Source organism: Aestuariivita boseongensis, assembly GCF_001262635.1.
Taxonomy (GTDB): Bacteria; Pseudomonadota; Alphaproteobacteria; order Rhodobacterales; family Rhodobacteraceae; genus Aestuariivita; species Aestuariivita boseongensis.
This window is the reverse complement of sequence record NZ_JXYH01000001.1, coordinates 61,519-82,776: the sequence shown is the minus strand read 5'-3', so window position 1 is coordinate 82,776 and position 21,258 is coordinate 61,519. Positions and strand designations below refer to the sequence as shown.

Genomic DNA, 21,258 nt, shown 5'->3' with positions numbered 1-21,258 from the left:
CGCTGCCGTCAGTCTTCCGCGCAGTACCGATTGTACAGAAGCTCGATCAGACCAAGCGCTGTCGGATCGGCAATGGAATACAGCACCTGCCGCCCGTTGCGGCGGGATTTCACGATCCCTTCATCACGCAGACGCCCCAGATGTTGCGAAATAGCCGACTGGCTTGCGCCCACCTGCGCTTCGATCTGGGCCACGGACAATTCCCCATCCAGAAGCCCGCAAAGCACTTTCAGCCGGTCGCGATGCGCCAATGTCTTGAGAAAGCGCGCAGCCTGCGCGGGCGCATCGGACGCGTGATCTCCGAACGCGGCGAGGCTTTCTTTCGTGAGTGCGGTCTGAGTGTCCATAAGGGCGCTTTCCACTGGTTTCCGCGTCTTATATGGCGTCAACCCAAAGATATTCAACTTTTTTAATATATTTTTCGGTGCATCAATTGACATATTATGTTTTCTTAATATTTAGGAAGCATGCAATTGGAGGACAGCCATGAAACCCCAAGTTCACCCGTTCTTCGACGAAGCGACCTTCACGGCCTCTTTCGTCGTTGTTGACCCCGAAACCCAGCACTGCGCCATCATCGATTCCGTCCTGGATTTCGACTATGCCTCCGGGCGGACCAGTTTTGCCTCGGCCGATCAGATCATTGACTTCGTACGCGAAAACGATTTGACCGTGGATTGGGTGCTGGAAACCCATGTGCACGCCGATCACCTGAGCGCTGCGCCCTATTTGCAAGAGAAGCTGGGCGGCAAGATCGGTATTGGTGAGAAAATCACCGTGGTTCAGGAAACCTTCGGCAAGGTGTTCAACGCAGGAACAGAGTTCCAGCGCGACGGCAGCCAGTTCGACAAGCTGTTTGTCGAAGGGGACACGTTCAAGGTCGGCAATCTTGAAGGCTCGGTTCTGCATACGCCCGGCCATACGCCTGCCTGCCTGACCTATGTGATCGGTGACGCCGCCTTTGTGGGCGACACGCTTTTCATGCCGGATTTCGGCACGGCACGCGCCGATTTCCCTGGCGGGTCGGCCGAGATGCTTTATGCCTCGATCCAGAAGCTTTTCGAGCTGCCGGATGAAACCCGCGTCTTCGTGGGCCATGATTACAAGGCGCCGGGCCGCGATGAATACGCCTGGGAAACCACCATCGGCGAGGAAAAAGCCGCTAACAAACATGTGGGCCAGGGCCGCGACAAGGACAGCTTTGTCGAGATGCGCACCAAGCGCGATGCCGAACTGGCGATGCCACGTCTGATCCTGCCTTCGCTGCAGGTGAACATGCGCGCAGGCCAGATGCCCCCGGCCGAAGATGACGGCAACGTCTATTTCAAAGTCCCCGTGAACAGGCTGTAAGACCATGATCGAACAAAGCTTTATCTATGGCCTGATTGGCGGCCTTATCATCGGATCGGGTGCGGCGCTGTACCTGTTGGGCAACGGGCGTATCATGGGCGCAAGTGGGATCATCGGCGGTCTTGCCGATGGTTCGGCCCGCAGCGAATGGCGCGAACGCGGCCTGTTCATTGCCGGGCTGATCGGCGCGCCCTGGCTGGCGCTGCTGGCCCTTGGCCAGACGGGTGAGACTCATATCACCTCGAACCCCGCGGTTCTGATCGCGGCGGGTCTTCTGGTGGGTTTTGGCGCCCGGTTGGCCAATGGTTGCACCAGCGGTCACGGGGTTTGCGGGATCTCGCGGCTTTCGTTGCGGGGGATTGCCGCAACGGGCCTTTACCTCATGGCCGGCGCGATCAGCGTCTATGCCTTCAAACACATTTTGGGAGTGATCTGATGCGAAACCTGATTGCACTTGCCAGCGGAAGCCTGTTCGGCCTTGGCCTGCTGATTTCCGGCATGGTCGATACCACCCGCGTTCAGGGCTGGCTTGACTTCCTTGGGGATTGGGATCCTACCCTCGCCTTTGTACTAGGCGGCGCGATCATTCCCATGGCCATCGCCTGGCGCGTGGCCGCAAGCCGCGGCGCGCCCCTGTCCGGTGGCAGCTTTCCCTCCAAACCCGATCAGCGCATCACATCGGATCTGGCCATAGGGTCTTTGATCTTTGGGGCAGGATGGGGCCTTGCTGGCCTCTGCCCTGGCCCGGCCTTTGCGTCCCTCTCATTCGGCGGCTGGGAAGGTCTGGTTTTTGCCGGTGCAATGATCGCCGGTATGGTTCTTGCAGTGCCTGCCAAACGGCTGCGCCTGTCAGCGGTGTGAGGTGACACATGGAACGCACACAGCTTGCTGAAAACCTGTATGTCGGATCACAGATTGCGGAAACCGATCTGGCCGCGCTCAAACAGGACGGGTTCACCGATGTGATCTGCAACCGACCTGACGAAGAACACCCTGGTGAGGCCGCATCGGCCGAAATGCAAAAGATCGCGACAAACCTTGGACTGGCCTTCCACTACCAGCCCATCGCCCCCGGTGAGCCGTTCGCGCGCCAGGCATCCTTCCTCAAGCGCATTGTGACGCAACCGGGCAAGAAGGTGTTTGCCTATTGCCGCTCGGGCGCGCGGTCTACCAATGCCTGGAACCTGGTCGAGACGTCTTCGGCCAACACCTGACACGACCGGCAGAGGCGGCACACCGCCCCTGCCCCCTTTCGCAAAGAGACCTGAGATGCTGTCCCGATACCTGCCAATCCTCCGCTGGGTCCCGAGTTACGACCGGGAGGCGTTTTCGTCGGACGTGATCGCGGCGATCATCGTGACGATCATGCTGATCCCGCAATCTCTGGCCTATGCGCTTCTTGCGGGCTTGCCGCCCGAGGTGGGGCTTTACGCATCGATCGCGCCCCTGGTGCTTTACACGATCTTCGGGACATCGATGACCCTCGCCGTGGGCCCCGTGGCGGTGGCGTCCCTGATGACCGCGTCCGCGGTGGGGGAACTGACCGCTCAAGGCACGCCGGAGTATCTGGGGGCCGCCATTGCACTGGCGTTCCTATCGGGCCTCATGTTGATCGTGATGGGCGTCGCACGGTTGGGGTTTCTGGCGAATTTTCTCAGCCACCCCGTGATTTCCGGTTTCATCACGGCCAGTGCGCTGATCATCGCGTTCGGTCAGCTGAAACACATCCTTGGAATTGATGTGCATGGTCACAACCTGATCGAACAGGTGGAAAGCCTTGTGGCAGGCCTGTCCGGGGCGAATATTCCCACCATGGTGATCGGCGGGGCGGCGATAGCGTTTCTTGTCTGGTCACGCCGTTTTCTGACACCGCTGCTGCGCAAGCTGGGCGTCGCGCCAAAGCTGGCCAGCAGCCTGTCCAAAGCAGCACCCGTGCTTGCGGTCATTGCCACCACACTGGCGGTCTGGGGGCTTGGGTTGCAAGCGCAGGGCATCGCCATCGTGGGGGATGTGCCCAAGGGGCTGCCCACCCCTGCGCTGCCCACTGTAGATGTGGAACTCTGGAAAAGCCTTCTGCTGCCTGCGCTGATGATCGGTGTGATCGGCTATGTCGAAACCATCTCCGTGGCACAAACTCTGGCCGCGAAACGCCGCGAGCGGATCGACCCGGATCAGGAACTGATCGCGCTGGGGGCTGCGAATGTGGGGTCGTCCTTCTCGGGCGGGTTTCCCGTGACGGGCGGGTTTTCGCGGTCGGTCGTGAATTTCGATGCCGGGGCGCGCACGCCCGGCGCAGGTGCCCTGACGGCCATTGGCATTGCACTGGCCACGCTTTTCCTCACCCCGCTTCTGTTCAACCTGCCCAAAGCCACTCTGGCCGCCACGATCATCGTTGCCGTTCTGTCGCTGGTCGATCTAGATGCAATCCGGCGCACCTGGGTTTATTCGCGGTCGGATTTCGCGGCCATGCTGGGCACGATCATCGGCACACTTCTGTTCGGGGTCGAGATCGGGATCGCCATCGGTGTGATCTCTTCGCTGGCGCTTTTTCTGGGCCGGACGTCGCGCCCCCATGTCGCGATTGTCGGGCGTGTTCCGGGATCCGAGCATTACCGCAACATCAATCGTCACAAGGTTGAAACAACGCCGGGGGTACTGTCCATCCGCGTCGACGAAAGCCTGTACTTTCCCAACGCTCGGTTTCTGGAAGACACCATCAATGATGCCGTGGCGCAGGACAACACGATCCGCCATGTGGTCCTGATGTGCCCCGCGGTGAATTCCATCGATGCGTCTGCCCTGGAAAGTCTTGAGCAGATCAACCTGCGCCTGCGCGACGCTGGCATCTTGCTTCACTTGAGCGAGGTGAAAGGCCCTGTCATGGATCGCCTGAAGCGCACCGATTTCCTGGAACACCTGTCAGGCCAAATATTCCTGAGCCAATATGAAGCGGACCAGACCCTGAAAGCTCAACTAGCCGCTGCCTGAGCTGAGACCGTCAAGCGGGCCACCTGGCATCGCGCCCCGAAACTTGGCCTTGTATCACGCCCATATTTCGTTCAAATTCGCATATATGAATATCATGCGTTGGGGGGAGAAGCGCTGTGCTGTCACGCCGGAGATTTTTGTCGACCGCTGCTGCATTGCCTCTGACGGGGCTGATCCCGTCCAAGGTTCTGGCAGAGCTTGATCTTGGGGGGGCGACCCTCACCACTGTAAGTGATGGTTCACTTGTCCTTCCCGGCAGTTTCATCTTCGATCCGATGCCGAAGGATGAGCTTGCTGAGGTGCTCTCGCCCTATGACGTGTCGATGGATCGGCTGACGCCCGAATGTAATCTTGCGCTTTACCGCGATGGCACGAACACCGTGCTTTTCGACGTGGGTTCTGGGCCGGATTTCATGCCCACGGCGGGCAGCGTGCAAGACAGTCTGGATGCGCTTGGATTGTCCGCTTCGGACATCACGCATGTTCTTTTCACGCACGCCCATCCCGATCACATCTGGGGCCTTCTGGACGAGTTCGACGAGCCGGTCTTTTCCGATGCCACCTATATGATGGGCCGGCGCGAATGGGATTACTGGTGGGATGACAGCACCGTCGACACAATCGGCGAAGCCCGCGCAGCCTTTGCGGTGGGTGCGAAACGCCGGATGGAAATGATCGAGGATCAGATCGAGTTCATCGATGACGGGGACGAAGTTCTGCCGGGCATCGTGGCAGTTGAAACCGCGGGCCACACACCTGGCCACATGAGCTTTGAGATACGCAACGGATCGCAGGCCGCGCTGATCGCGGGGGATGCCATCGGCAACCATCATGTCGCCTTCCGCAAGCCTGAATGGCTCAGCGGATCGGATCAGGACCTTGATATGGCGGCAGCCACCCGCACGCAGCTGTTCGATCGTATCATGGCGGATAATCTGCACCTGATCGGCTTTCACCTTCCCAATGGCGGCATTGGTCGGGTGGAGCGCCATGAGGGCGCCTATCTTTTTGTGCAGGAGTAAGGCTGATGCGTATTCTTCTAAGCCTTTGTCTGGCTGTCTGGGCCACTGCCATCTGGGCGGATGAGGATATTCCCGACCAATATCCCGGCTCGGCGCTTTACTCCAAACCGGTCGAGGTGATCCCTGGCGTCTGGTCGGCGATCGGTGCGACGGCACCACCGACCTATGAAAACTCCGGGCACAACAACAACCTCAGCTTCATCGTGACCGGCGATGGGGTCATCGTGATCAACGGGGGTGCGGCGCATATCCTGGCCAAGGCTCTCCATGACGAGATCAAGGCCATCACGGATCAGCCCGTGCGGCTGGTGATCAATGAAAACGGTCAGGGTCATGCGATGCTGGGCAATTCATATTGGGCGGAACAGGGCGTTCCGATCCTGGCGCATGTGGACGCGGCGCACGAATTCGAGGAATACGGCCCGCAGATTCTGGAAGGCATGCAACGCTATAACCGCGACAAGGCCGAAGGGACTGCCCTGACCCTGCCGACCGAGACGTTCGAAGACGAATATATCATCGAGATGGGCACGTTTCGTATCGAGGTGCTCCATCTGGGCCCGGCACATAGCCCCGGCGATATCTCGGTCTGGTTGCCCGAGGAAAGCCTTGTGATCGCGGGCGACATGGCCTTTCACGAGCGCATGCTGCCGATCTTCGGTGACACGATGACCGCCGACTGGATTGAGACCTGGGACACCGAGTTCGAAGCTCTGAATGCCACCTATGTCATTCCCGGCCACGGGCACCCGACCAACATGGCGCAAGTGCGTCGGTATACGCGTGATTACCTTGTCTATCTGCGCGGCAAGATCCAGGAGCATCTGGATAATGGCGGCGATCTGGCCGATGCCTATTACGTCGACCAATCCCCCTATGCGCATCTGGACACGTTTGATGAACTCGCGACCAAGAATGCCGGGCGCGTCTATGAACAGATGGAGTTCGAATAACCCGCCCCAAGCGCTGGCATGTTGAGGTATGTCAAGGACACGGATGCCGCATCATTTCATAACCGGGCCACGTTTCAGGAAGGCCGGTATGGATGCTTGAACCCCTGATTGATCTTTATGGCGAAGGTCTGCTTTTGCTGGCGGCCGGGGGTCTTGTTGGCCTTGTCTTCGGGGCGGCGGCCTATCATTCACGGTTTTGTTTGCGCGCGGCCACGGCCGAAGTGGCGGAGGGACGTCTGGGGCCAAAGCTGGCCATATGGCTGGTGGCGTTCACGGCAGCGCTTGCGTCGGTGCAACTGGCCATTTTCCTGGGTCTGCTTGACGTCAGCGCCGCGCGGCAGCTGTCGGCAACCGGCAGCATGTCAGGGGCTATCCTGGGCGGTCTGATGTTTGGCGTGGGAATGATCCTTGCGCGGGGATGTGCAAGCCGGCTGCTGGTTCTTTCCGCCTCGGGCAATCTGCGTGCGATCGTGACGGGGCTGGTACTGACCCTTACGGCGCAGGCGTCGCTGAGCGGGGTCCTTTCTCCCCTGCGCGAGAAAATCGCAGCGCTTTGGACTGTGCCAGGCGGCACGGCGCGGGCGCTTGTCCTGCCGGAAGGGGACTTCTTCCTGTGGATCGTTGCCGCGTGTATCCTCGCGTTTCTGGTATCGGTTGCCTTTGGGATCAGGCAAAAACTGCGACCATCAGAAGTGGCGGCTGCGGCCGTCGTCGGTCTGGCCATTTTTGCAGGATGGGCGCTGACCTATGCCATCGCCAGTCAGTCCTTCGAGGTGATCGCTGTTCAATCCGTCACGTTCACCGGCCCGTCCACCGACACGCTGATGACCCTTGTGAATGAACCCAACGCCCCGCTGAGTTTTGGACTTGGTCTGGTGCCGGGTGTCTTTATCGGGGCCATGCTCAGCGCCATCTGGAAGGGTGAGGCGCGCATTCAACGTTTTGAACCCGACACGCCGATGGAGCGTTATCTGGCAGGCGGTCTCCTGATGGGATTCGGCAGCATGCTGGCCGGCGGCTGTGCCGTCGGCGCGGGGATGAGCGGCGGGTCAATCTTCGCGCTGACCGCCTGGGTCGCGGTCTTTTGCATGTGGATCGGCGCAATGGCGAGCCAGGTGGCCCTTACGTCAGGCGCGTTCAGGCACCGGGCCGCCAGTTAACCGATCATTGCGCGGCCATCGGGCGGCGGGCGAGTTCGCACTGAACCCACAGGTCTTCAAGCGCGTCGATCAGCCGGTCGATATCTGCCTCAGTATGCACCGGCGATGGGGTGATCCGCAGCCGCTCGGTCCCCTTCGGAACCGTGGGATAGTTGATCGGCTGGATGTAAATCCCGTGTTCGTTCAGCAGCAGGTCCGAGATGTATTTGCACTTCACCGGATCACCCACCATCACCGGGATGATGTGACTGGGATTGTCGATATGCGGCAGGCCGATGGCATCGAGCCGTTCGCGCACCTGAGCCACCCGCTTCTGATGCAACGCGCGTTCGGCCGCACTGGTCTTCAGATGCCGGATCGACGCAGCAGCCCCGGCCGCGACCGTAGGCGGAAGCGCCGTCGTGAAAATGAAGCCTGACGCGAAAGAGCGGATGAAATCGCACAACTCGGCCGAAGCAGCGATATAGCCGCCAACCACGCCGAACGCCTTGCCCAATGTCCCCTGGATCACTGTCAGGCGATCCATCAGCCCTTCGCGATCGGCGATGCCGCCACCGCGCGGACCGTAAAGCCCCACGGCATGGACCTCATCAAGATAGGTCATCGCGCCGTATTTATCCGCCAGGTCGCAGATCTCGCGAATCGGGGCGATGTCGCCATCCATGGAATAGACGCTTTCAAAGGCGATCAGCTTTGGCTGATCCGCAGGCAAAGCAGCCAGTTTTGCCTCAAGATCGGCCAAGTCATTGTGTTTCCAGATGATCTTGCGCGCCCTGCTGTGGCGGATCCCCTCGATCATCGAAGCGTGATTAAGCGCGTCGGACAACACCACGCAATCGGGAATACGCGAAGCCAGCGTGCCTAACGCGGCCCAGTTCGACACATAGCCCGATGTGAACAGCAGCGCCGCTTCCTTGCCATGCAGGTCGGCCAGTTCAGCCTCAAGCATCGCGTGGTCCCAGGTATTGCCCGAGATATTCCGCGTGCCCCCGGCCCCAGCCCCGCAGCGCGTCAGCGCCTCCTGCATCGCATTGAGAACCTTTGGGTTTTGCCCCATGCCAAGGTAATCATTGGAACACCAGATGGTGACCTCCCCCGGCCCGTTATGGCAGGTCGCGTGCGGGAAAGCGCCGCAATGGCGCTCCAGCTCGGCGAAGCTTCTGTAATTGCCTTCGTCGCGCAGGCGATCCAGCTCGGTCCGGAAGAAGTCTTGGTAATTCATTAGTCTGAAGTTGCCTCGGTTACGATTTCTGCAAGAAGGTCTTCGACCTTGGCCATCGCCCCATCGGGATAATCGCGATAGCCAACGATCACGCCGTCAGCCGTGTCGGCCACGAAGATGCCATAGGGGCAGTGCGCGATGTTCATCGGATCATCTTCCATCACTTCGCGGGACAAGACGGCCGAGCAGAACAGGAAAACGTCTGCCGCTTTGAAGATCTCCACATCGCTGCCCACATCCGCGCCGGTGCGGTTCAGCATGTCGCCCACATGGCTGACATAGTCGATTACCAGCCCGCGTCCGACAATGGCGCTTTCCACAGCAAAAGTTGCGTCTTCAAAGCTGCCCTCGAACGGGGTTGTGATGGCATCGCCCGCCCAAGCGGGCGCTGCTGCCGCAAGCGCGAAGGCAAGAACAAGTTTCTTCATTTTAGGTCTCCTCTCTCTCCTGCGCTCAGCCTGCCAGATCCAAAGGCCCCGGTCCTTGAGCAAGCTCAAAGACCGGGATCTTCTGTGTTAACCCAGCATGTCCGTGGTGATGCCCGTGTACCATCCTTCGGATTCTTCATAGGTGGCCTTGCGGACTTCCGCGCTCTCGCCGGTCTGAGAGATGAAGCCGTCCACCTTGGCGATTTTCTCAGGCGTTGCCTCATAGGTCGCACCAACCTTCACACCGTCATTCGGCGCGATCAGCGACCAGCAGGTGTTGGAGAACTTGGCCGGGAACACCTTCGATCCGGTCAACGCCCCGCGCACCGCATTGGCGCAGACCTTGGCCTGACTGTTGGCCGAGAAGCCCGATTTCGGCATATCGCCCTGTTGCGAGGCATCGCCCAGCACATAGATGTCAGGATCTGCCTTGGTCGACATGTCGGCCGCATTCACAGGGGCCCAATTGCCATCGGTTACGCCGGCAAGCTCGGCGATGCGGCCCGCCTTCATCGCCGGAATCACGTTGCAGACATCGACCTTGTTGACCTCACCATCGATGTTCAGCGTCATGGCAGCTGGATCAACGGATACGTTTTCGCCGCCAAAATCAGGTCCGATCCAGGTGATCATTCCCGCATAGTGGTTTTGCCATCCCTCCTCGAACAGCCCTTGTTTAGAAAACTTCGCTTTGGGATCAGCGATCAGGATCTTGGCCGTCGGATTGTTCTGCTTAAGGAAATGCGCGACCATCGAAACGCGTTCATAAGGCCCCGGCGGGCACCGATACGGGTTGGGCGGCGCCACCATCGCAAAGGTCCCGCCTTCGGGCATGGCCATCAGTTGCGCCTTCAGAAGTTCTGATTGCGAACCGGCCTTATAGGCATGCGGCATGGCGTTTTGCGCGCTCAGATCCCAGCCGGGGACTGACCCGTCGACAAAGTCGATGCCGGGGCTGAGGATCAGTTTGTCATAGGGAAGCGACGCACCACCGGCCAGAGAGACGGTTTTCGCATCCCGATCCACGCCGATGGCCCAGTCATGCACCACATTCACACCGCCTGCGGCAAGAGTGCCATAGCCGTGACCGATATCGTCAATGGTTTTGAAGCCACCCAGATACAGGTTCGAGAAAAAGCAGGTGTAATAGGTGCGCGTGGGTTCGATCAGCGTTACGTCAATCTCGCCCTTGCTGTCCTTGGCGATGTAACGCGCCGCCGTGGCGCCGCCTGCGCCGCCGCCGACAACGATCACCTTTGGGCGACCATGGCCGGCTGCCTTGACCATCGGGGCCGCCAGAGCGGCCGCAGCCGCAGCGCTGGTGCCCATGAATGTTCGTCTGTTCACTGTCATTTCGGTCTCCTCCCGAACTGGTTACTCTTCCAAATTGCCAAAATAAGCGGCCAGGGCTGCGATCTCCTCATCGCTCAGCCGTCCGGCGATCATCTGCATGACAGGATGAGCGCGTTGTTTATTCTTATAGGCATGAAGAGCGACGACAAAATCTTCTTCGGGCCACAGGACGATCGACGGTATCCCATCATCCCCGCCCGCAGCCTGATGGCAGGTGGTACATTCCCCGCTTAAATACTCGCCATATTCCGGATCACCCACCAGAGCGAGGATCGCCGGATCAAGATCGTGATCACGGGCGCGCGCGGTTGGATCCGCTTCAGGAATGTTTGCGGGATTGTCGGAAAAGGTCCTGAGATAGGCGATCAGGTTCGCGCGGTCCGTTTCGTCTTTCACGCCCGGAAAGCTCATCCGTGTGCCACTGGTCATGGCGCGTGGGTTTTCCAGAAAGACGTCGAGCGTTTCCGCATGCCATTCCAACCCGCCAGCACCTGCGCGCTGGAAGCTTTTGGAATACCGGAAGTCTTCCAGACCTGCCGCGGCCCGCCCGAAAAGGCCATTCAGATGCGGACCGATGCCATTCCTGGCACCCTGGCCCACCTGGTGACAACCGCTGCAGCGCTGAAACACGTCTCGCCCGGCCTCGATATCACCGGATTGCGCAAATGAGGGCGCGGCGCACATCCAGAAGACCGCGGCCAAGGCCACGGTCCGTCTGTTATGCGCAGCGCGGTCAGCCATCAAAGCTTTTCAGATAGGCGATGATCGCAGCGACTTCGCTGTCCTTTTTCAGGCCCGGGAAGCTCATTTTCGTGCCTTTCAGATAGGCTTTGGGCTTCGTCAGGAATGCGGCCATGGATTCATCATCCCAGACGCGTCCTTCTTCGGCTGCGGCCTTGAAGACCTTGGAGTATCTGTATCCGTCAACCCCGCCAAAGCTGCGTCCCATCACACCGGTCAGGATCGGGCCGGAACGGTTCTTGGCCCCCTCGCCGATCTGGTGGCAGGTCGAGCATTTCTTGAAGACTTTCTCGCCTTCTGCGACCAGAGCGGGATCCAGGGCAGCAACCGCCACCTCTTCGGTCTTGGTTTCTTCGGCTTCGGTCTCGGCCACGGCGGCGGTTTGGGTTTCAGATCCGGCTGTGGCATCAGAGGCGCTGTCCTCTTCCACATCCGGCGTCACATCCAGAACCGAGGCGCGCATGGTGATTTCGGCACTGTCCTTGCAATTCGTCATGCAAGGTTCGCCGCTCCAAATCGCGTATTCCGTTTCGGCGCGGTCGTCGATGATGAAACCATCGGCGTTATACATGGTGAATTCGGCGAAGTTTTCGTGGCTGAGTTCGAAATCGTCATCCACCAGATCGTTCGAATACAGAATATACGCCACGATCGCATAGGTTTCGTCGGCGCTCAGCGTTTGCGCTGCCCCAAAGGGCATGGAGCGGTGAACGTAATCCCAGACCGTGGACAGGTAAGGCCAATAAGATCCGACTGTCTTGACCGGGTCTTTGTCATCAAGCGTGTCGAACCCACCGGCCAGAACGGGCCAGTTATCCACGCCTTCCGCGAAATCCCCGTGACAGGAGGCGCAGGCCGCGGCAAAGACCTCTTCCCCGGTGAACACGTCGCCGCGTCCTTCGGGCAGACCGCGCCCGTCAGGCAGAACATCGACGTCCCAGGCAGCGATCTCTTCGGGAAGAGCCTCGCGGCCCAGACCCAGCTTGTCGCCCGCCAAAGCCGGGCTTGCGATCAGAAGGGCCGCGATAGATGCGTTAAGAAACTTCGACATTTTCCGCCTCCCCATTGGGTTTGATGTGCCAGGTCTGAATGCAGTTATTGTGATAAACCGAGTTTTCGCCGCGCTGTTCGCGCAGCTGCGCCTTGGTGGGTTGGACATAGCCGGTTTCATCCATGGCACGCGCCTGCAGAAGCATGTCACTGCCATCCCATTCGGTGTCCAGATAGAACCGGGTCAGCGCCTTGGTGTCGCCCTGCTTGCCCAGGCGCGCTGTCTCCCAGGTGATGCCGCCATCCTTGGAGACATCGACGCGCGTGATCTTGCCATGACCCGACCAGGCGAGCCCCGAAATAACCATTGGTCCTGGTCCGTGAGTGATGGGCGATTGCGGGCTGGGCGAGGTGATGACGGACTTCGCATCCATCACCCAGGTCCATTTCCGCGCAGTGCCGTCTTCCAGAACGTCCGTGTATTTCGAGGTTTCCTCGCGGCTTTCCACGGCCATGTCGGTCACTTCAATGCGGCGCAGCCACTTGACCCACATGTTGCCTTCCCAGCCCGGCACGACGAGCCGGACGGGATAACCATGCTCCATCCGCAGTGCTTCGCCATTGGCTTTGAAGGCCACCAGAACGTCATCCAGCGCCTTTTCCATCGGGATGGACCGGCCGTTTGACGATGCATCCGCGCCTTCGACATAAACCCATTTGTCCGACAGATCGCCCGCGGCATCCAGACCGGCCTCGTTCAGCAGCGCCCGCAGCGGCACGCCGGTATATTCCATGTTGTGGATCATACCATGGGTGAACTGTACGCCGTTCAGCTGCGCACCGGCCCATTCCATGCCGGTATTCGCCGCGCATTCGCAGAAATACACGTGGTTTTCGCGGGGGAATCGTTCGAGATCCTCATAGGTAAAAACCAGCGGCGTATCGACCAAGCCATTGATCATCAGCCGGTAGTCTTCCTTGGCCAGCTCGATCGCGCCGGAGTGGTGACGCTCGAACGCGCAGCCTTGCGGGGTGATCGTACCGTCCAGCGCATGGATCGGCGTGAAGTTGATTGACGAAATCGGCGAGGCTGTCAGCCATTCGACGTTGCGCCGCACCACATCCGCTTCAAACCGGATCGGCAGGCCATAGGGCGTTTCATCCACGCCCGCGCCAGTGGCGCTGGCCCAATCCTGGACCTCGGTGATCAGCGGATCTGGAGTGCCGGCCGCTGCCGCACCCGCGACAGACCCGGCGGCAACCGCGGCGGTGCCTTTCAGGAAGGCCCTGCGCGACGGTGCTTTGAGTGCATCATCCATGTGTTCAGTCTCCATCTTAGACGCCGGTAACTTCGACGCTGTTGTTCGGCTGCACCGTCACGGTGCCCATTTTGCGAATGTGGGATTCAACCACATCCCAGATCTGCGGCCCTTCCGTACCCTCATTGACCGAAGCCCAACCGGCCACCACATAGGACCGTGCCGGATCAATCGGCTCGCCGGTTTTGAGAAGGGTCATGTTCGAGATCCGCTCGCCCTGGGGCTTGCTGACATCAATGCGGTAGCCCAGCCCGCCAGTGCGGACCATGTCGCCGCCCTGCTGGTAATAGGGATCGGGGTTGAAGATGTTGTCGGCCACATCCTCAAGCACGACTTTCAGGAACTCGCCCGTCATTTCGGTCCGGTAGGCTTCCCCATAGGTCATCGAGGTCACGTTCCAGATATCCTCGCGCGTGATGTCCTGACCCGGCACCAGCGACGGCCCCCAGCGGACACCCGGGCTCAGCGCGATTTCCGCTTCGCGTTCGGACAGAAGCGCGTCGCAGATCAGGTCATCCCAAGTCCCGTTGAAATTGCCGCGGCGATAGAGCAGGCTGTCGGTCTTGCCGATCACCTCGGACAGCTCGGCCTCATAGGGCGCGCGCTGTTCGTCGATCAGGGCGGCCATCTCGGCATCCGGTTCGATCACGTCCGAGAAGATCGGGATCAGCTTGTGTTTGAAGCCCATCATCCGCCCGTCACGGATATCCAGATCGACGCGGCTGACGAATTTCCCGTTGGACCCCGAAGGCACGATGATCGTCTCGCCTGCCAGCGCGGGTTCGGGCAGCGCGTCATGGGTGTGACCCGACAGGATCACGTCGATGCCGCTGACGACGGTGGCCATCTTCTTGTCGACGTCAAAGCCGTTATGGCTGAGCACGACAACGCACTCCGCGCCCAGTCCACGCACTTCGTCGACCATTTCCTGCATGTTCTCGTCGCGGATGCCGAAAGAGTATTCCGGGAACATCCAGCGCGGGTTGGCGATGGGCATATAGGGGAACGCCTGACCGATGACGGCAATCTTGGTGCCGCCACGTTCGAACATCTTGTAGGGCGGGAACAGTTCGGTCGGCTCATCCCATTCCGCATCGAAGATGTTCTGACCCAAAGCAGCAAAGGGCAGACTTTCGACAAGCTCGGCCACACGGTCGCTGCCCAGAGTGAATTCCCAGTGGAAGGTCATCGCGTCGGGCGCAAGCGCGTTCATCACATTGACCATATCCTGACCCTGCGTCTGATAGCAGGTGTACGACCCGTGCCAGGTGTCCCCGCCATCCAGCAGGATCGCATCGGGGCGGTCGGCGCGGATAGCCTTGATCACGGTGGCAACGCGGTCCAGCCCACCAACGCGGCCGTACATATCGGCCAGCGCCGCGAAATCGCCCGAGCTCAGCGCGTAGTGGCTGGGGCTGCCGTCCTCAATACCATACAGCCTGCGGAAGTCCGCCCCCGTTACATGGGGCACCGCCCCTTTGTTGTCGCCTACACCCAGATTGATGGAGGGCTCGCGGAAATAGATCGGCTTCAGCTGTGCGTGGATATCCGTGACATGGATCAGGGAGACATTTCCGAATGTATCGAACTCCAGCAACTGGTCCTGTGTCAGACGCTGCTGCGCCGCCAGCCGCGCCCAGTTGCCAAAACCAGATGCCCCGACAATTGCCGAGGCCGCCATGCCGACTTGCAGAAAATCACGCCGCGAAATCATATTCTGGAGCTCCTTATACACATTCGCATGTATGAATGTTATTGGCAGGGAAATGGCCCCAGCACGCAACGCGCGGGGCCATTCCAAGGATTAGTTGCGGACCGACGGGCCCTCGACGCTCAGACCGTTGCCGCGCGATGCGACATAAAGCTCAAGCGCGGTGAATTCGGGCCCGCCCGGCTTGAAGGTGTGGGCGCGGGTATCGCGGACACAGCCTTTGAAGCGCGCATGAACCGAGTTCAGCTTGGTGTTCTTCAACCGGTAGGTCGGGAACCCGTTGATCTGACCCTGGCTCAGATGGTCGGCGCGGATCATGTTGCCGTAATTGTCTTCGTGACAATTGGCGCATGACAACTCCAACTGGCCAAAGCGCGTGTAATACAGCTCTTTGCCCTGTTCCCAGGTCGATTGCGCCGGGCCGTCGATGGCCACGTTCATGGGCATGCCCCGCGACACCATTGAGATCAGGCTGACCATGTTGACCATATCACCGCCAGTGTATTTCCACTTTTCGGCGCCCATCTGGTTTTCACGGCAATCATTGATCTGATGCTCAAGCGTGCGGACTTCGCCGGCCTTTTCATTCCACTTCGGGTAGACCGCGCGGACGCCACGCAGGCTTTCCACGTCGTTGTGGCAGGACGAACAGGATTTGCCTTCAGTCCCTTCCACAGTGTCCCATACTTCCATGGCAGTTTCGACGAAGATCATCGACGGGTTGTCGAAGTCGTCGGCTTGCACGGCCTGGGTTTCATCCGAACGGAACCGCCAGCCGGAATAGATCGTGTCGACATATTCCATATGCTCGGGCGCCGCGGCCTCGGTGACAATCTCGATCTCACCATTGATGACCAGATTGTCCTCGTCCGGACCCGCCCACGCGGCGACACCGAATCCAAGTGCCGACGCGCATGCAAGGCCAATCGTTAGTTTCTTGTTATAGCTCACTGTCGGTCCTCCCTGAACAACCGGTTAGCTGACCTCGATGGCCTTCTTTTCTTCGTAGACCGAACCATCGTCGTCATACCAAGTGAAGGTGAACTCGCCCGATTCAGGAACGACAGAGTCAAACTGGAAATACGGGTTGGTCGAAATTGCAGGCTCCAACGTGATGTCGATCACGTTCTCGCCGTTGAAGTCACAGGTGAAGCGGTTGATGATCGAACGCGGGATGGGGTTGCCATCGTCGTCCTTGCGCTGACCGCTTTCCATCTTGTGGCTGATCAGGGTCTTGATCGTGATCGTCTCGCCAGCTGCTGCTGATTTCGGGACTTTCACGCGGGGTTTTACGCCAGATGCCATATCTTATCTCCTCGTCTCTCGAAATCAGCCGCCGCAGCCGCCGATGGTGACTTTCACTTCTGCCTGAGCGCGCTGGAACGACCCGTCTTCCATCTGGGCGACGGCGATCACATTCTGCGTCTTGGCCAGACGGATCCGTGTGGACGCCACATGGGTCGGGTTCAGCTTGCCAAACTTGATGGTGGCGACAGCCGGTGTCGGGTTGCCGTCCGCAAAAAGCGCCACCATGACGGCGCCGGGTGCCGATACTTCGATCGGTACCGTGTTACCGTTTTCGGCGATTTCCGGAGCGGTCAGGCTCAGTTCGCCAGAGCCGACATCGGCCCCGCCTGTCAGCTTTGCGATTTCGTCTTCTGCCAGCGAGGCAAACGCGGGCATTGCGCCCAGGCCGGTGGCGGCCAGAGCGGCCGAGCTGAGAACAATCATGTTCCGCCGTGTCAGTGCCATTTCTGTCTCCAATCTCTGAAAATTCAGGGTTTATTCTTCTTTGAGCGTCAGCAGGAAGGCCACGATGTCCTCAACCTGCTGCGCGGTCAAAAGCGGCTCGACCTCGCCCTCAAGGGCGTTGCCGGTATAGCCGTCTCCGATCCGGATAAAGCCTTCCGTGCGATAGAACGAAGGCATCATCGACCCTTCGAACATCACTTTGGCATCGGCCACGATGCCCCGCAGATCTGCTTCGCTCCAGCGGTCGGCCACGCCATCCAGCGTCGGTCCGATTTCGCCATGGAACGGCAGATGCGACAGCGCTGTCACCTGGTGACAGGCAATGCAATTGCCCGAACCTTTGTTCATCAGGATCGCACCCTCTTCGGGGTTGCCTGCCTGATTGGTCAGCGGCATTTCAACTGCCCCATCAACGAATTTCACCTCTGTCGGCGCGACTGTATCGGCCAAAACGGCGGTGCCGAAGCTGGCGATGCCTGCGACCACTGCAATTACTCTGCGCATGATTCCTCCCTTAGGCTTTCCAGTATACTAGGGCACACAAATCCGTGAACGCAACATCAAATTCAATTAAGTGAATTTTTCAATACGTTCGCACTTGCAGCATTTCGCGAAAGGAACATTCGCACCTGCAGCATGCGCTGAGATCAGTTGCCCTGCTCTTCCAATTTACGTGCATGGTATTTCTGAAACGGCTCGTCCGATTCATATCCCTTCTCGACCACCCACCTGAGCATGTTCAGCGTCGTCCCCTTGCCAAACGCGCCGGGCATGTGCGCCACGGCGGCCTGAACGGCAGTCATGTCCTCGGACACCTCTTCGGGAAAGAAATAGATGCTGGGTGTGAACAACGCCCCCCAGCGCCTGACCATGTCTTTTTCGGGCAGCGCGGTGCCGTCGAAATCAGTCACCTCGACATCGCCGAACATGTTCAGCTGCACGACGAAGAAATTTTCGGTGATGTAATCCGCGATTTCAGGCAGCGGAAACACCTCCTCGTGCATCTTTTTGCAATAGATGCAGCCGCGCTGTTCGATGATGATCATCAGCCGTTTGCCTTCGGCGTTCGCCTCGGCAAGATCTTCGGTCAGATCCTTGAACGTGTCGCGCATCCAGCTCGTCTTATGCAGCCCGTCATCCCCCATTTCGACGGCAGCGGCGGCGCTTGCGAACAGGATCGAGATCAGAAAAACAAATACGCGGAACATGGCATACACCTCCTTAGCCAATCGCGCTGAACCACGGCATGTGCTCCAGCATCCACTGCGCTATGACATTGACGGAATTGGTGGCGATCAACACACCGAACAGGATGAGCAGAGCGCCCATGATTTTTTCGACTGTGCCAAGATGGCGGCGAAACCGCGCCATCCAGGACATGAACGGCCCAATGAACAAGGCCGCGAGGATAAACGGAAGCGTCATGCCCAAGCCGTAAACGAAAAGTAAAACGGCCCCCTGCCCAGCGGTTTCCTGACCTGCCGCGGTGAACAGGATCGTTGCCAGAACCGGACCGACGCATGGCGTCCAGCCAAAGGCAAATGCCATACCGATGACAAACGCGCCGACCAATCCGACATTGGACGTATCGCCCGCATCCGCGCGGAACTGGCGATACAGAAACCCGATCCGTATGACGCCCAGAAAATGCAGCCCCATTGCAATGATGATGGCCGCAGCCACCCAGCGCAGAACATCGAAATATTCGCGCACCACTTGCCCGAAGGCCGTTGCCGTCGCGCCCAGCCCCATGAAAACGACAATCACGCCCAGAGAAAAACAGCCCGCCGCCAGAAAGGCCCGCAGGCGGATCGCGGGCGATATTTCAGCCTTCGCCGAGATCTGGTTGATTCCCACTCCAGCAAGGTAACTGAGGTAAAATGGCACGATCGGAAGCACGCAGGGCGACAGAAAAGACAGCAAACCAGCAAGAAAAGCACCCAAAAATGTCACATCGAGCATAATTCGTACTCACTGGCTTGCCTTAATGTATTCAAATATTAAGTTATGATAAGAAGCCAGACCGCGTCAATCGAGGTTCACTGTGCGCTCGATCAAAACGTTTTTTCTGCTGATCATGACCTGGCTGCCCGTGGCAGCCTGGGCGGATACCTATTTGCTGATGGCGGAAGAACCCGGATGTTACTGGTGCGCGAAATGGAACTCCGAGATTTCTCATATCTATGCGAAAACCGACGAGGGCCGGGCGGCCCCGCTCAAACGGTATGACCTGCGGGTTGACACTCCGGATGTGGACTTTACCAGCAAGGTCCGCTTCACGCCGACATTCATCCTGGTTCAGAACGGTGCAGAAGTCGGCCGTATCGAGGGGTATCCCGGTGAAGAATTCTTTTGGGGCCTTCTGAAAATGATGCTGGACGACGCGAGTATCGTCGCGCCAGAAAGAAGTTGAAGTACGATGACACTTGATCCGACACATGATTTCGAGCTTGAGGAAGCAGCAACGTCCCGTCTGCCTGTCTTTGACCTTGATATGAGCGACGAAGATATGGACCGAATGATGAAGAATGCGGAACGGGCCTGTAACTTCCTCAAGAGCATCAGCCATGAAGGTCGCCTGATGATCCTGTGCCACCTGACCACGGGTGAAAAATCGGTCACCGAATTGGAAGATCTTCTGTCAGCCCGGCAATCCGCCGTCTCGCAGCAATTGACCAGGTTGCGCCTGGAAGGCCTGGTCACACCACGCCGCGAGGGAAAGACGATTTACTATAGCTTGACAGATGAGCGGCCCAAGAAAATCATGGAGACAGTCTACGACCTGTTTTGCAGGGAAGACTGACCGGACGCTCGCCCCAGTCCGGGAGGAGGACACCGGACATGCTCGAATTGCTTGGTGAAGCGAATGCCGACGCGCTGATTGGTCTGATCGGCGGTTTTGTACTTGGTATCGCGGCACGCATGGGGCGCTTTTGTACCCTTGGCGCAATCGAAGACGTTCTTTACGGATCTGACGACCGGCGCCTGCGCATGTGGGGCATCGCGATTGGCGTGGCGATCATCGGCGTCCACATTGCCCTTTACATGGGCCATTTCGACCTGACGCAAACCGCTTACCTTGACCGGGTCTGGAACCCGGTTGGCACGATCGTGGGCGGGTTGATGTTTGGCTATGGCATGGCGATCTGCGGAAACTGCGGATACGGGGCGCTGGCACGACTGGGCGGCGGCGACCTGAGATCATTCGTTATTGTCCTGGTCATGGGCCTGTCCGCCTATTTCGTGATGTCCGGGCCGCTTGCCCATCTGCGCGTATGGCTTTTCCCGGCTGAAGAAGGCGCGACCTCTCCCCAGGGAATCAGCCAGATGATGCAATCGTCCTTCGGCGTCGATCCTTTGCTGACCGGGCTGATCATCGGCAGCACCATCATTCTTGTAACGCTTGGCAGTTCCGCCATGCGAAGATCGCCCTCGCATATTTTCTGGGGGGCTGCTGTCGGGCTGGCCATCGTGTCGGGCTGGGTCGGCACCTATTGGGTGGCCGTCACCGGGTTCGAGGCCGAACCGATCGAAACCCACAGCTTTGCCGCTCCGATCGGCGACACGATCTATTACGCAATGACCGCCTCGGGCAACACGCTGTCTTTCAGCGTCGGATCCGTGGTTGGCGTTCTTCTGGGGGCCTGTTTGGGATCTTATTCCAAGGGCCAGTTCCGCTGGGAGGCCTGTGAAGACCCGCGCGAGTTGAAACGCCAGATCGTTGGTGCCGCCATCATGGGCCCGGGCGCAATTTTGGCGGTGGGCTGCAGCATCGGTCAGGGCGTCTCGGCCTTCTCGGTTCTTGCCTACAGTGCGCCGATTGCGTTTCTCGCGATCTTCGCAGGGGCGGCGATTGGTTTGCGGCAACTGATCACGGGCTTCTCCCCGGCAGAGTGACAACGTTTTCGGTGTCGCCGGCCCAAGCCAGAGTCGGCAAGTGGCGCTGCGCCGGCCAGGTGTTGACGTTATCAAGGTGTCGATCTGCGCGCGCGACCAGAAGTCCAGAACGCATCCGTTCACACAATGCGCTGCCAGCGCTGGGTGGATGCCCCATTTGAAAAAACACGAAAAATCGCTTTGAATTCAAGCGTCACTTGTTAAGCTTCAGATCAGCAATGCAAGTGTAAAGTCAAATGATCGAATATCCCCGGCGTGCGAATTTGGCACGCTTCCTGTTTCTGGGCGTATGCTGTTTCCTTTGTTCATTGGTCGTTTTTCCGGGCGCTGTTCAGGCTCAGCAATACAGACTTGGCGCGACCCTCGATCCTG

At 59.1% G+C, this 21,258-nt stretch carries 25 protein-coding genes; 11 read left to right on the top strand and 14 right to left on the bottom strand.

The genetic code is table 11. The annotated features are described in order from the left end of the window. Positions 1-8: 8 nt before the first annotated feature. Positions 9-347, bottom strand: a complete 339-nt coding sequence (locus tag TR61_RS00380) for an ArsR/SmtB family transcription factor (RefSeq protein ID WP_082181767.1) — start codon at positions 345-347, stop codon at positions 9-11. A 139-nt stretch (positions 348-486) separates the two neighbouring features. Here TR61_RS00380 and TR61_RS00375 point away from each other — a divergent pair, with 139 nt between their 5' ends. The 8 genes from TR61_RS00375 to TR61_RS00340 all read left to right on the top strand — a co-directional run bounded on the left by TR61_RS00375 (position 487) and on the right by TR61_RS00340 (position 7,473). Beyond that, positions 487-1,350: an MBL fold metallo-hydrolase gene (locus TR61_RS00375; RefSeq protein ID WP_050927557.1), complete on the top strand. Its 864-nt coding sequence runs from the start codon at positions 487-489 to the stop codon at positions 1,348-1,350. Positions 1,351-1,357: 7 nt separating this feature from the next. Beyond that, the gene (locus TR61_RS00370; protein ID WP_050927666.1) at positions 1,358-1,786 is read left to right on the top strand and encodes a YeeE/YedE family protein; all 429 of its coding nucleotides are present in this window, start codon (positions 1,358-1,360) and stop codon (positions 1,784-1,786) included. Next, positions 1,786-2,211, top strand: a complete 426-nt coding sequence (locus TR61_RS00365) for a DUF6691 family protein (RefSeq protein WP_050927556.1) — start codon at positions 1,786-1,788, stop codon at positions 2,209-2,211. The genes TR61_RS00370 and TR61_RS00365 overlap by 1 nt, the downstream gene beginning before the upstream one ends. 8 nt (positions 2,212-2,219) lie before the next feature. Beyond that, the gene (locus tag TR61_RS00360; RefSeq protein ID WP_050927555.1) at positions 2,220-2,564 is read left to right on the top strand and encodes a protein tyrosine phosphatase family protein; all 345 of its coding nucleotides are present in this window, start codon (positions 2,220-2,222) and stop codon (positions 2,562-2,564) included. 55 nt (positions 2,565-2,619) lie between these two features. Continuing rightward, complete coding sequence (locus TR61_RS00355) at positions 2,620-4,338, top strand: SulP family inorganic anion transporter (RefSeq protein ID WP_050927554.1); 1,719 nt, start codon at positions 2,620-2,622, stop codon at positions 4,336-4,338. A 137-nt stretch (positions 4,339-4,475) separates the two neighbouring features. Then, on the top strand, positions 4,476-5,360 hold the full coding sequence (locus TR61_RS00350) for an MBL fold metallo-hydrolase (RefSeq protein WP_050927553.1): 885 nt from the start codon (positions 4,476-4,478) through the stop codon (positions 5,358-5,360). Positions 5,361-5,365: 5 nt separating this feature from the next. Beyond that, positions 5,366-6,313, top strand: a complete 948-nt coding sequence (locus tag TR61_RS00345) for an MBL fold metallo-hydrolase (RefSeq protein WP_050927552.1) — start codon at positions 5,366-5,368, stop codon at positions 6,311-6,313. A gap of 92 nt (positions 6,314-6,405) precedes the next feature. Beyond that, on the top strand, positions 6,406-7,473 hold the full coding sequence (locus TR61_RS00340) for a YeeE/YedE family protein (protein ID WP_050927551.1): 1,068 nt from the start codon (positions 6,406-6,408) through the stop codon (positions 7,471-7,473). Positions 7,474-7,477: 4 nt separating this feature from the next. Here TR61_RS00340 and hemA read toward each other — a convergent pair whose 3' ends face one another. From hemA to TR61_RS00275, 13 genes are all read right to left on the bottom strand, one after another. Further along, positions 7,478-8,695, bottom strand: coding sequence for a 5-aminolevulinate synthase (gene hemA / locus TR61_RS00335; protein ID WP_050927550.1), 1,218 nt, complete (start codon positions 8,693-8,695; stop codon positions 7,478-7,480). Continuing rightward, the gene (locus tag TR61_RS00330; RefSeq protein ID WP_050927549.1) at positions 8,695-9,123 is read right to left on the bottom strand and encodes a hypothetical protein; all 429 of its coding nucleotides are present in this window, start codon (positions 9,121-9,123) and stop codon (positions 8,695-8,697) included. The genes hemA and TR61_RS00330 overlap by 1 nt, the downstream gene beginning before the upstream one ends. Positions 9,124-9,210: 87 nt before the next feature. Continuing rightward, positions 9,211-10,476, bottom strand: coding sequence for an NAD(P)/FAD-dependent oxidoreductase (locus tag TR61_RS00325; protein WP_050927548.1), 1,266 nt, complete (start codon positions 10,474-10,476; stop codon positions 9,211-9,213). A 21-nt stretch (positions 10,477-10,497) separates the two neighbouring features. After that, the gene (locus tag TR61_RS00320; RefSeq protein ID WP_050927665.1) at positions 10,498-11,160 is read right to left on the bottom strand and encodes a c-type cytochrome; all 663 of its coding nucleotides are present in this window, start codon (positions 11,158-11,160) and stop codon (positions 10,498-10,500) included. A 49-nt stretch (positions 11,161-11,209) separates the two neighbouring features. Next, positions 11,210-12,268 (bottom strand): c-type cytochrome, encoded by a 1,059-nt coding sequence (locus TR61_RS00315; protein ID WP_050927547.1) that lies wholly within the window; start codon positions 12,266-12,268, stop codon positions 11,210-11,212. Next, on the bottom strand, positions 12,252-13,526 hold the full coding sequence (gene soxC / locus TR61_RS00310; protein ID WP_157440769.1) for a sulfite dehydrogenase: 1,275 nt from the start codon (positions 13,524-13,526) through the stop codon (positions 12,252-12,254). The genes TR61_RS00315 and soxC overlap by 17 nt, the downstream gene beginning before the upstream one ends. 16 nt (positions 13,527-13,542) lie before the next feature. Continuing rightward, complete coding sequence (soxB, locus tag TR61_RS00305) at positions 13,543-15,240, bottom strand: thiosulfohydrolase SoxB (RefSeq protein ID WP_050927545.1); 1,698 nt, start codon at positions 15,238-15,240, stop codon at positions 13,543-13,545. Between the two features lie 90 nt (positions 15,241-15,330). Then, entirely contained in the window at positions 15,331-16,164 is an 834-nt protein-coding gene (soxA, locus tag TR61_RS00300) for a sulfur oxidation c-type cytochrome SoxA (protein ID WP_245626786.1), read from the bottom strand. Between the two features lie 48 nt (positions 16,165-16,212). Then, entirely contained in the window at positions 16,213-16,542 is a 330-nt protein-coding gene (gene soxZ / locus TR61_RS00295; protein WP_050927543.1) for a thiosulfate oxidation carrier complex protein SoxZ, read from the bottom strand. Between the two features lie 24 nt (positions 16,543-16,566). Further along, positions 16,567-16,989, bottom strand: coding sequence for a thiosulfate oxidation carrier protein SoxY (gene soxY / locus TR61_RS00290; protein WP_050927542.1), 423 nt, complete (start codon positions 16,987-16,989; stop codon positions 16,567-16,569). A gap of 30 nt (positions 16,990-17,019) precedes the next feature. Further along, the gene (gene soxX, locus TR61_RS00285) at positions 17,020-17,493 is read right to left on the bottom strand and encodes a sulfur oxidation c-type cytochrome SoxX (protein WP_050927541.1); all 474 of its coding nucleotides are present in this window, start codon (positions 17,491-17,493) and stop codon (positions 17,020-17,022) included. A 143-nt stretch (positions 17,494-17,636) separates the two neighbouring features. Then, on the bottom strand, positions 17,637-18,197 hold the full coding sequence (locus tag TR61_RS00280; RefSeq protein WP_050927540.1) for a thioredoxin family protein: 561 nt from the start codon (positions 18,195-18,197) through the stop codon (positions 17,637-17,639). Between the two features lie 13 nt (positions 18,198-18,210). Beyond that, a complete protein-coding gene (locus TR61_RS00275) occupies positions 18,211-18,951 on the bottom strand; it encodes a cytochrome c biogenesis CcdA family protein (RefSeq protein ID WP_050927539.1) in 741 nt (246 codons plus the stop codon). Positions 18,952-19,066: 115 nt separating this feature from the next. Between TR61_RS00275 and TR61_RS00270 the strand changes: the two genes are divergently transcribed. From TR61_RS00270 to TR61_RS00260, 3 genes are read left to right on the top strand one after another with little or no spacing between them, the layout of a single operon-like run. Beyond that, on the top strand, positions 19,067-19,402 hold the full coding sequence (locus tag TR61_RS00270; RefSeq protein ID WP_050927664.1) for a thioredoxin domain-containing protein: 336 nt from the start codon (positions 19,067-19,069) through the stop codon (positions 19,400-19,402). Positions 19,403-19,408: 6 nt separating this feature from the next. Further along, a complete protein-coding gene (locus TR61_RS00265; protein ID WP_050927538.1) occupies positions 19,409-19,792 on the top strand; it encodes an ArsR/SmtB family transcription factor in 384 nt (127 codons plus the stop codon). A 38-nt stretch (positions 19,793-19,830) separates the two neighbouring features. Continuing rightward, entirely contained in the window at positions 19,831-20,886 is a 1,056-nt protein-coding gene (locus TR61_RS00260) for a YeeE/YedE family protein (RefSeq protein WP_050927537.1), read from the top strand. Positions 20,887-21,258 lie beyond the last annotated feature (372 nt).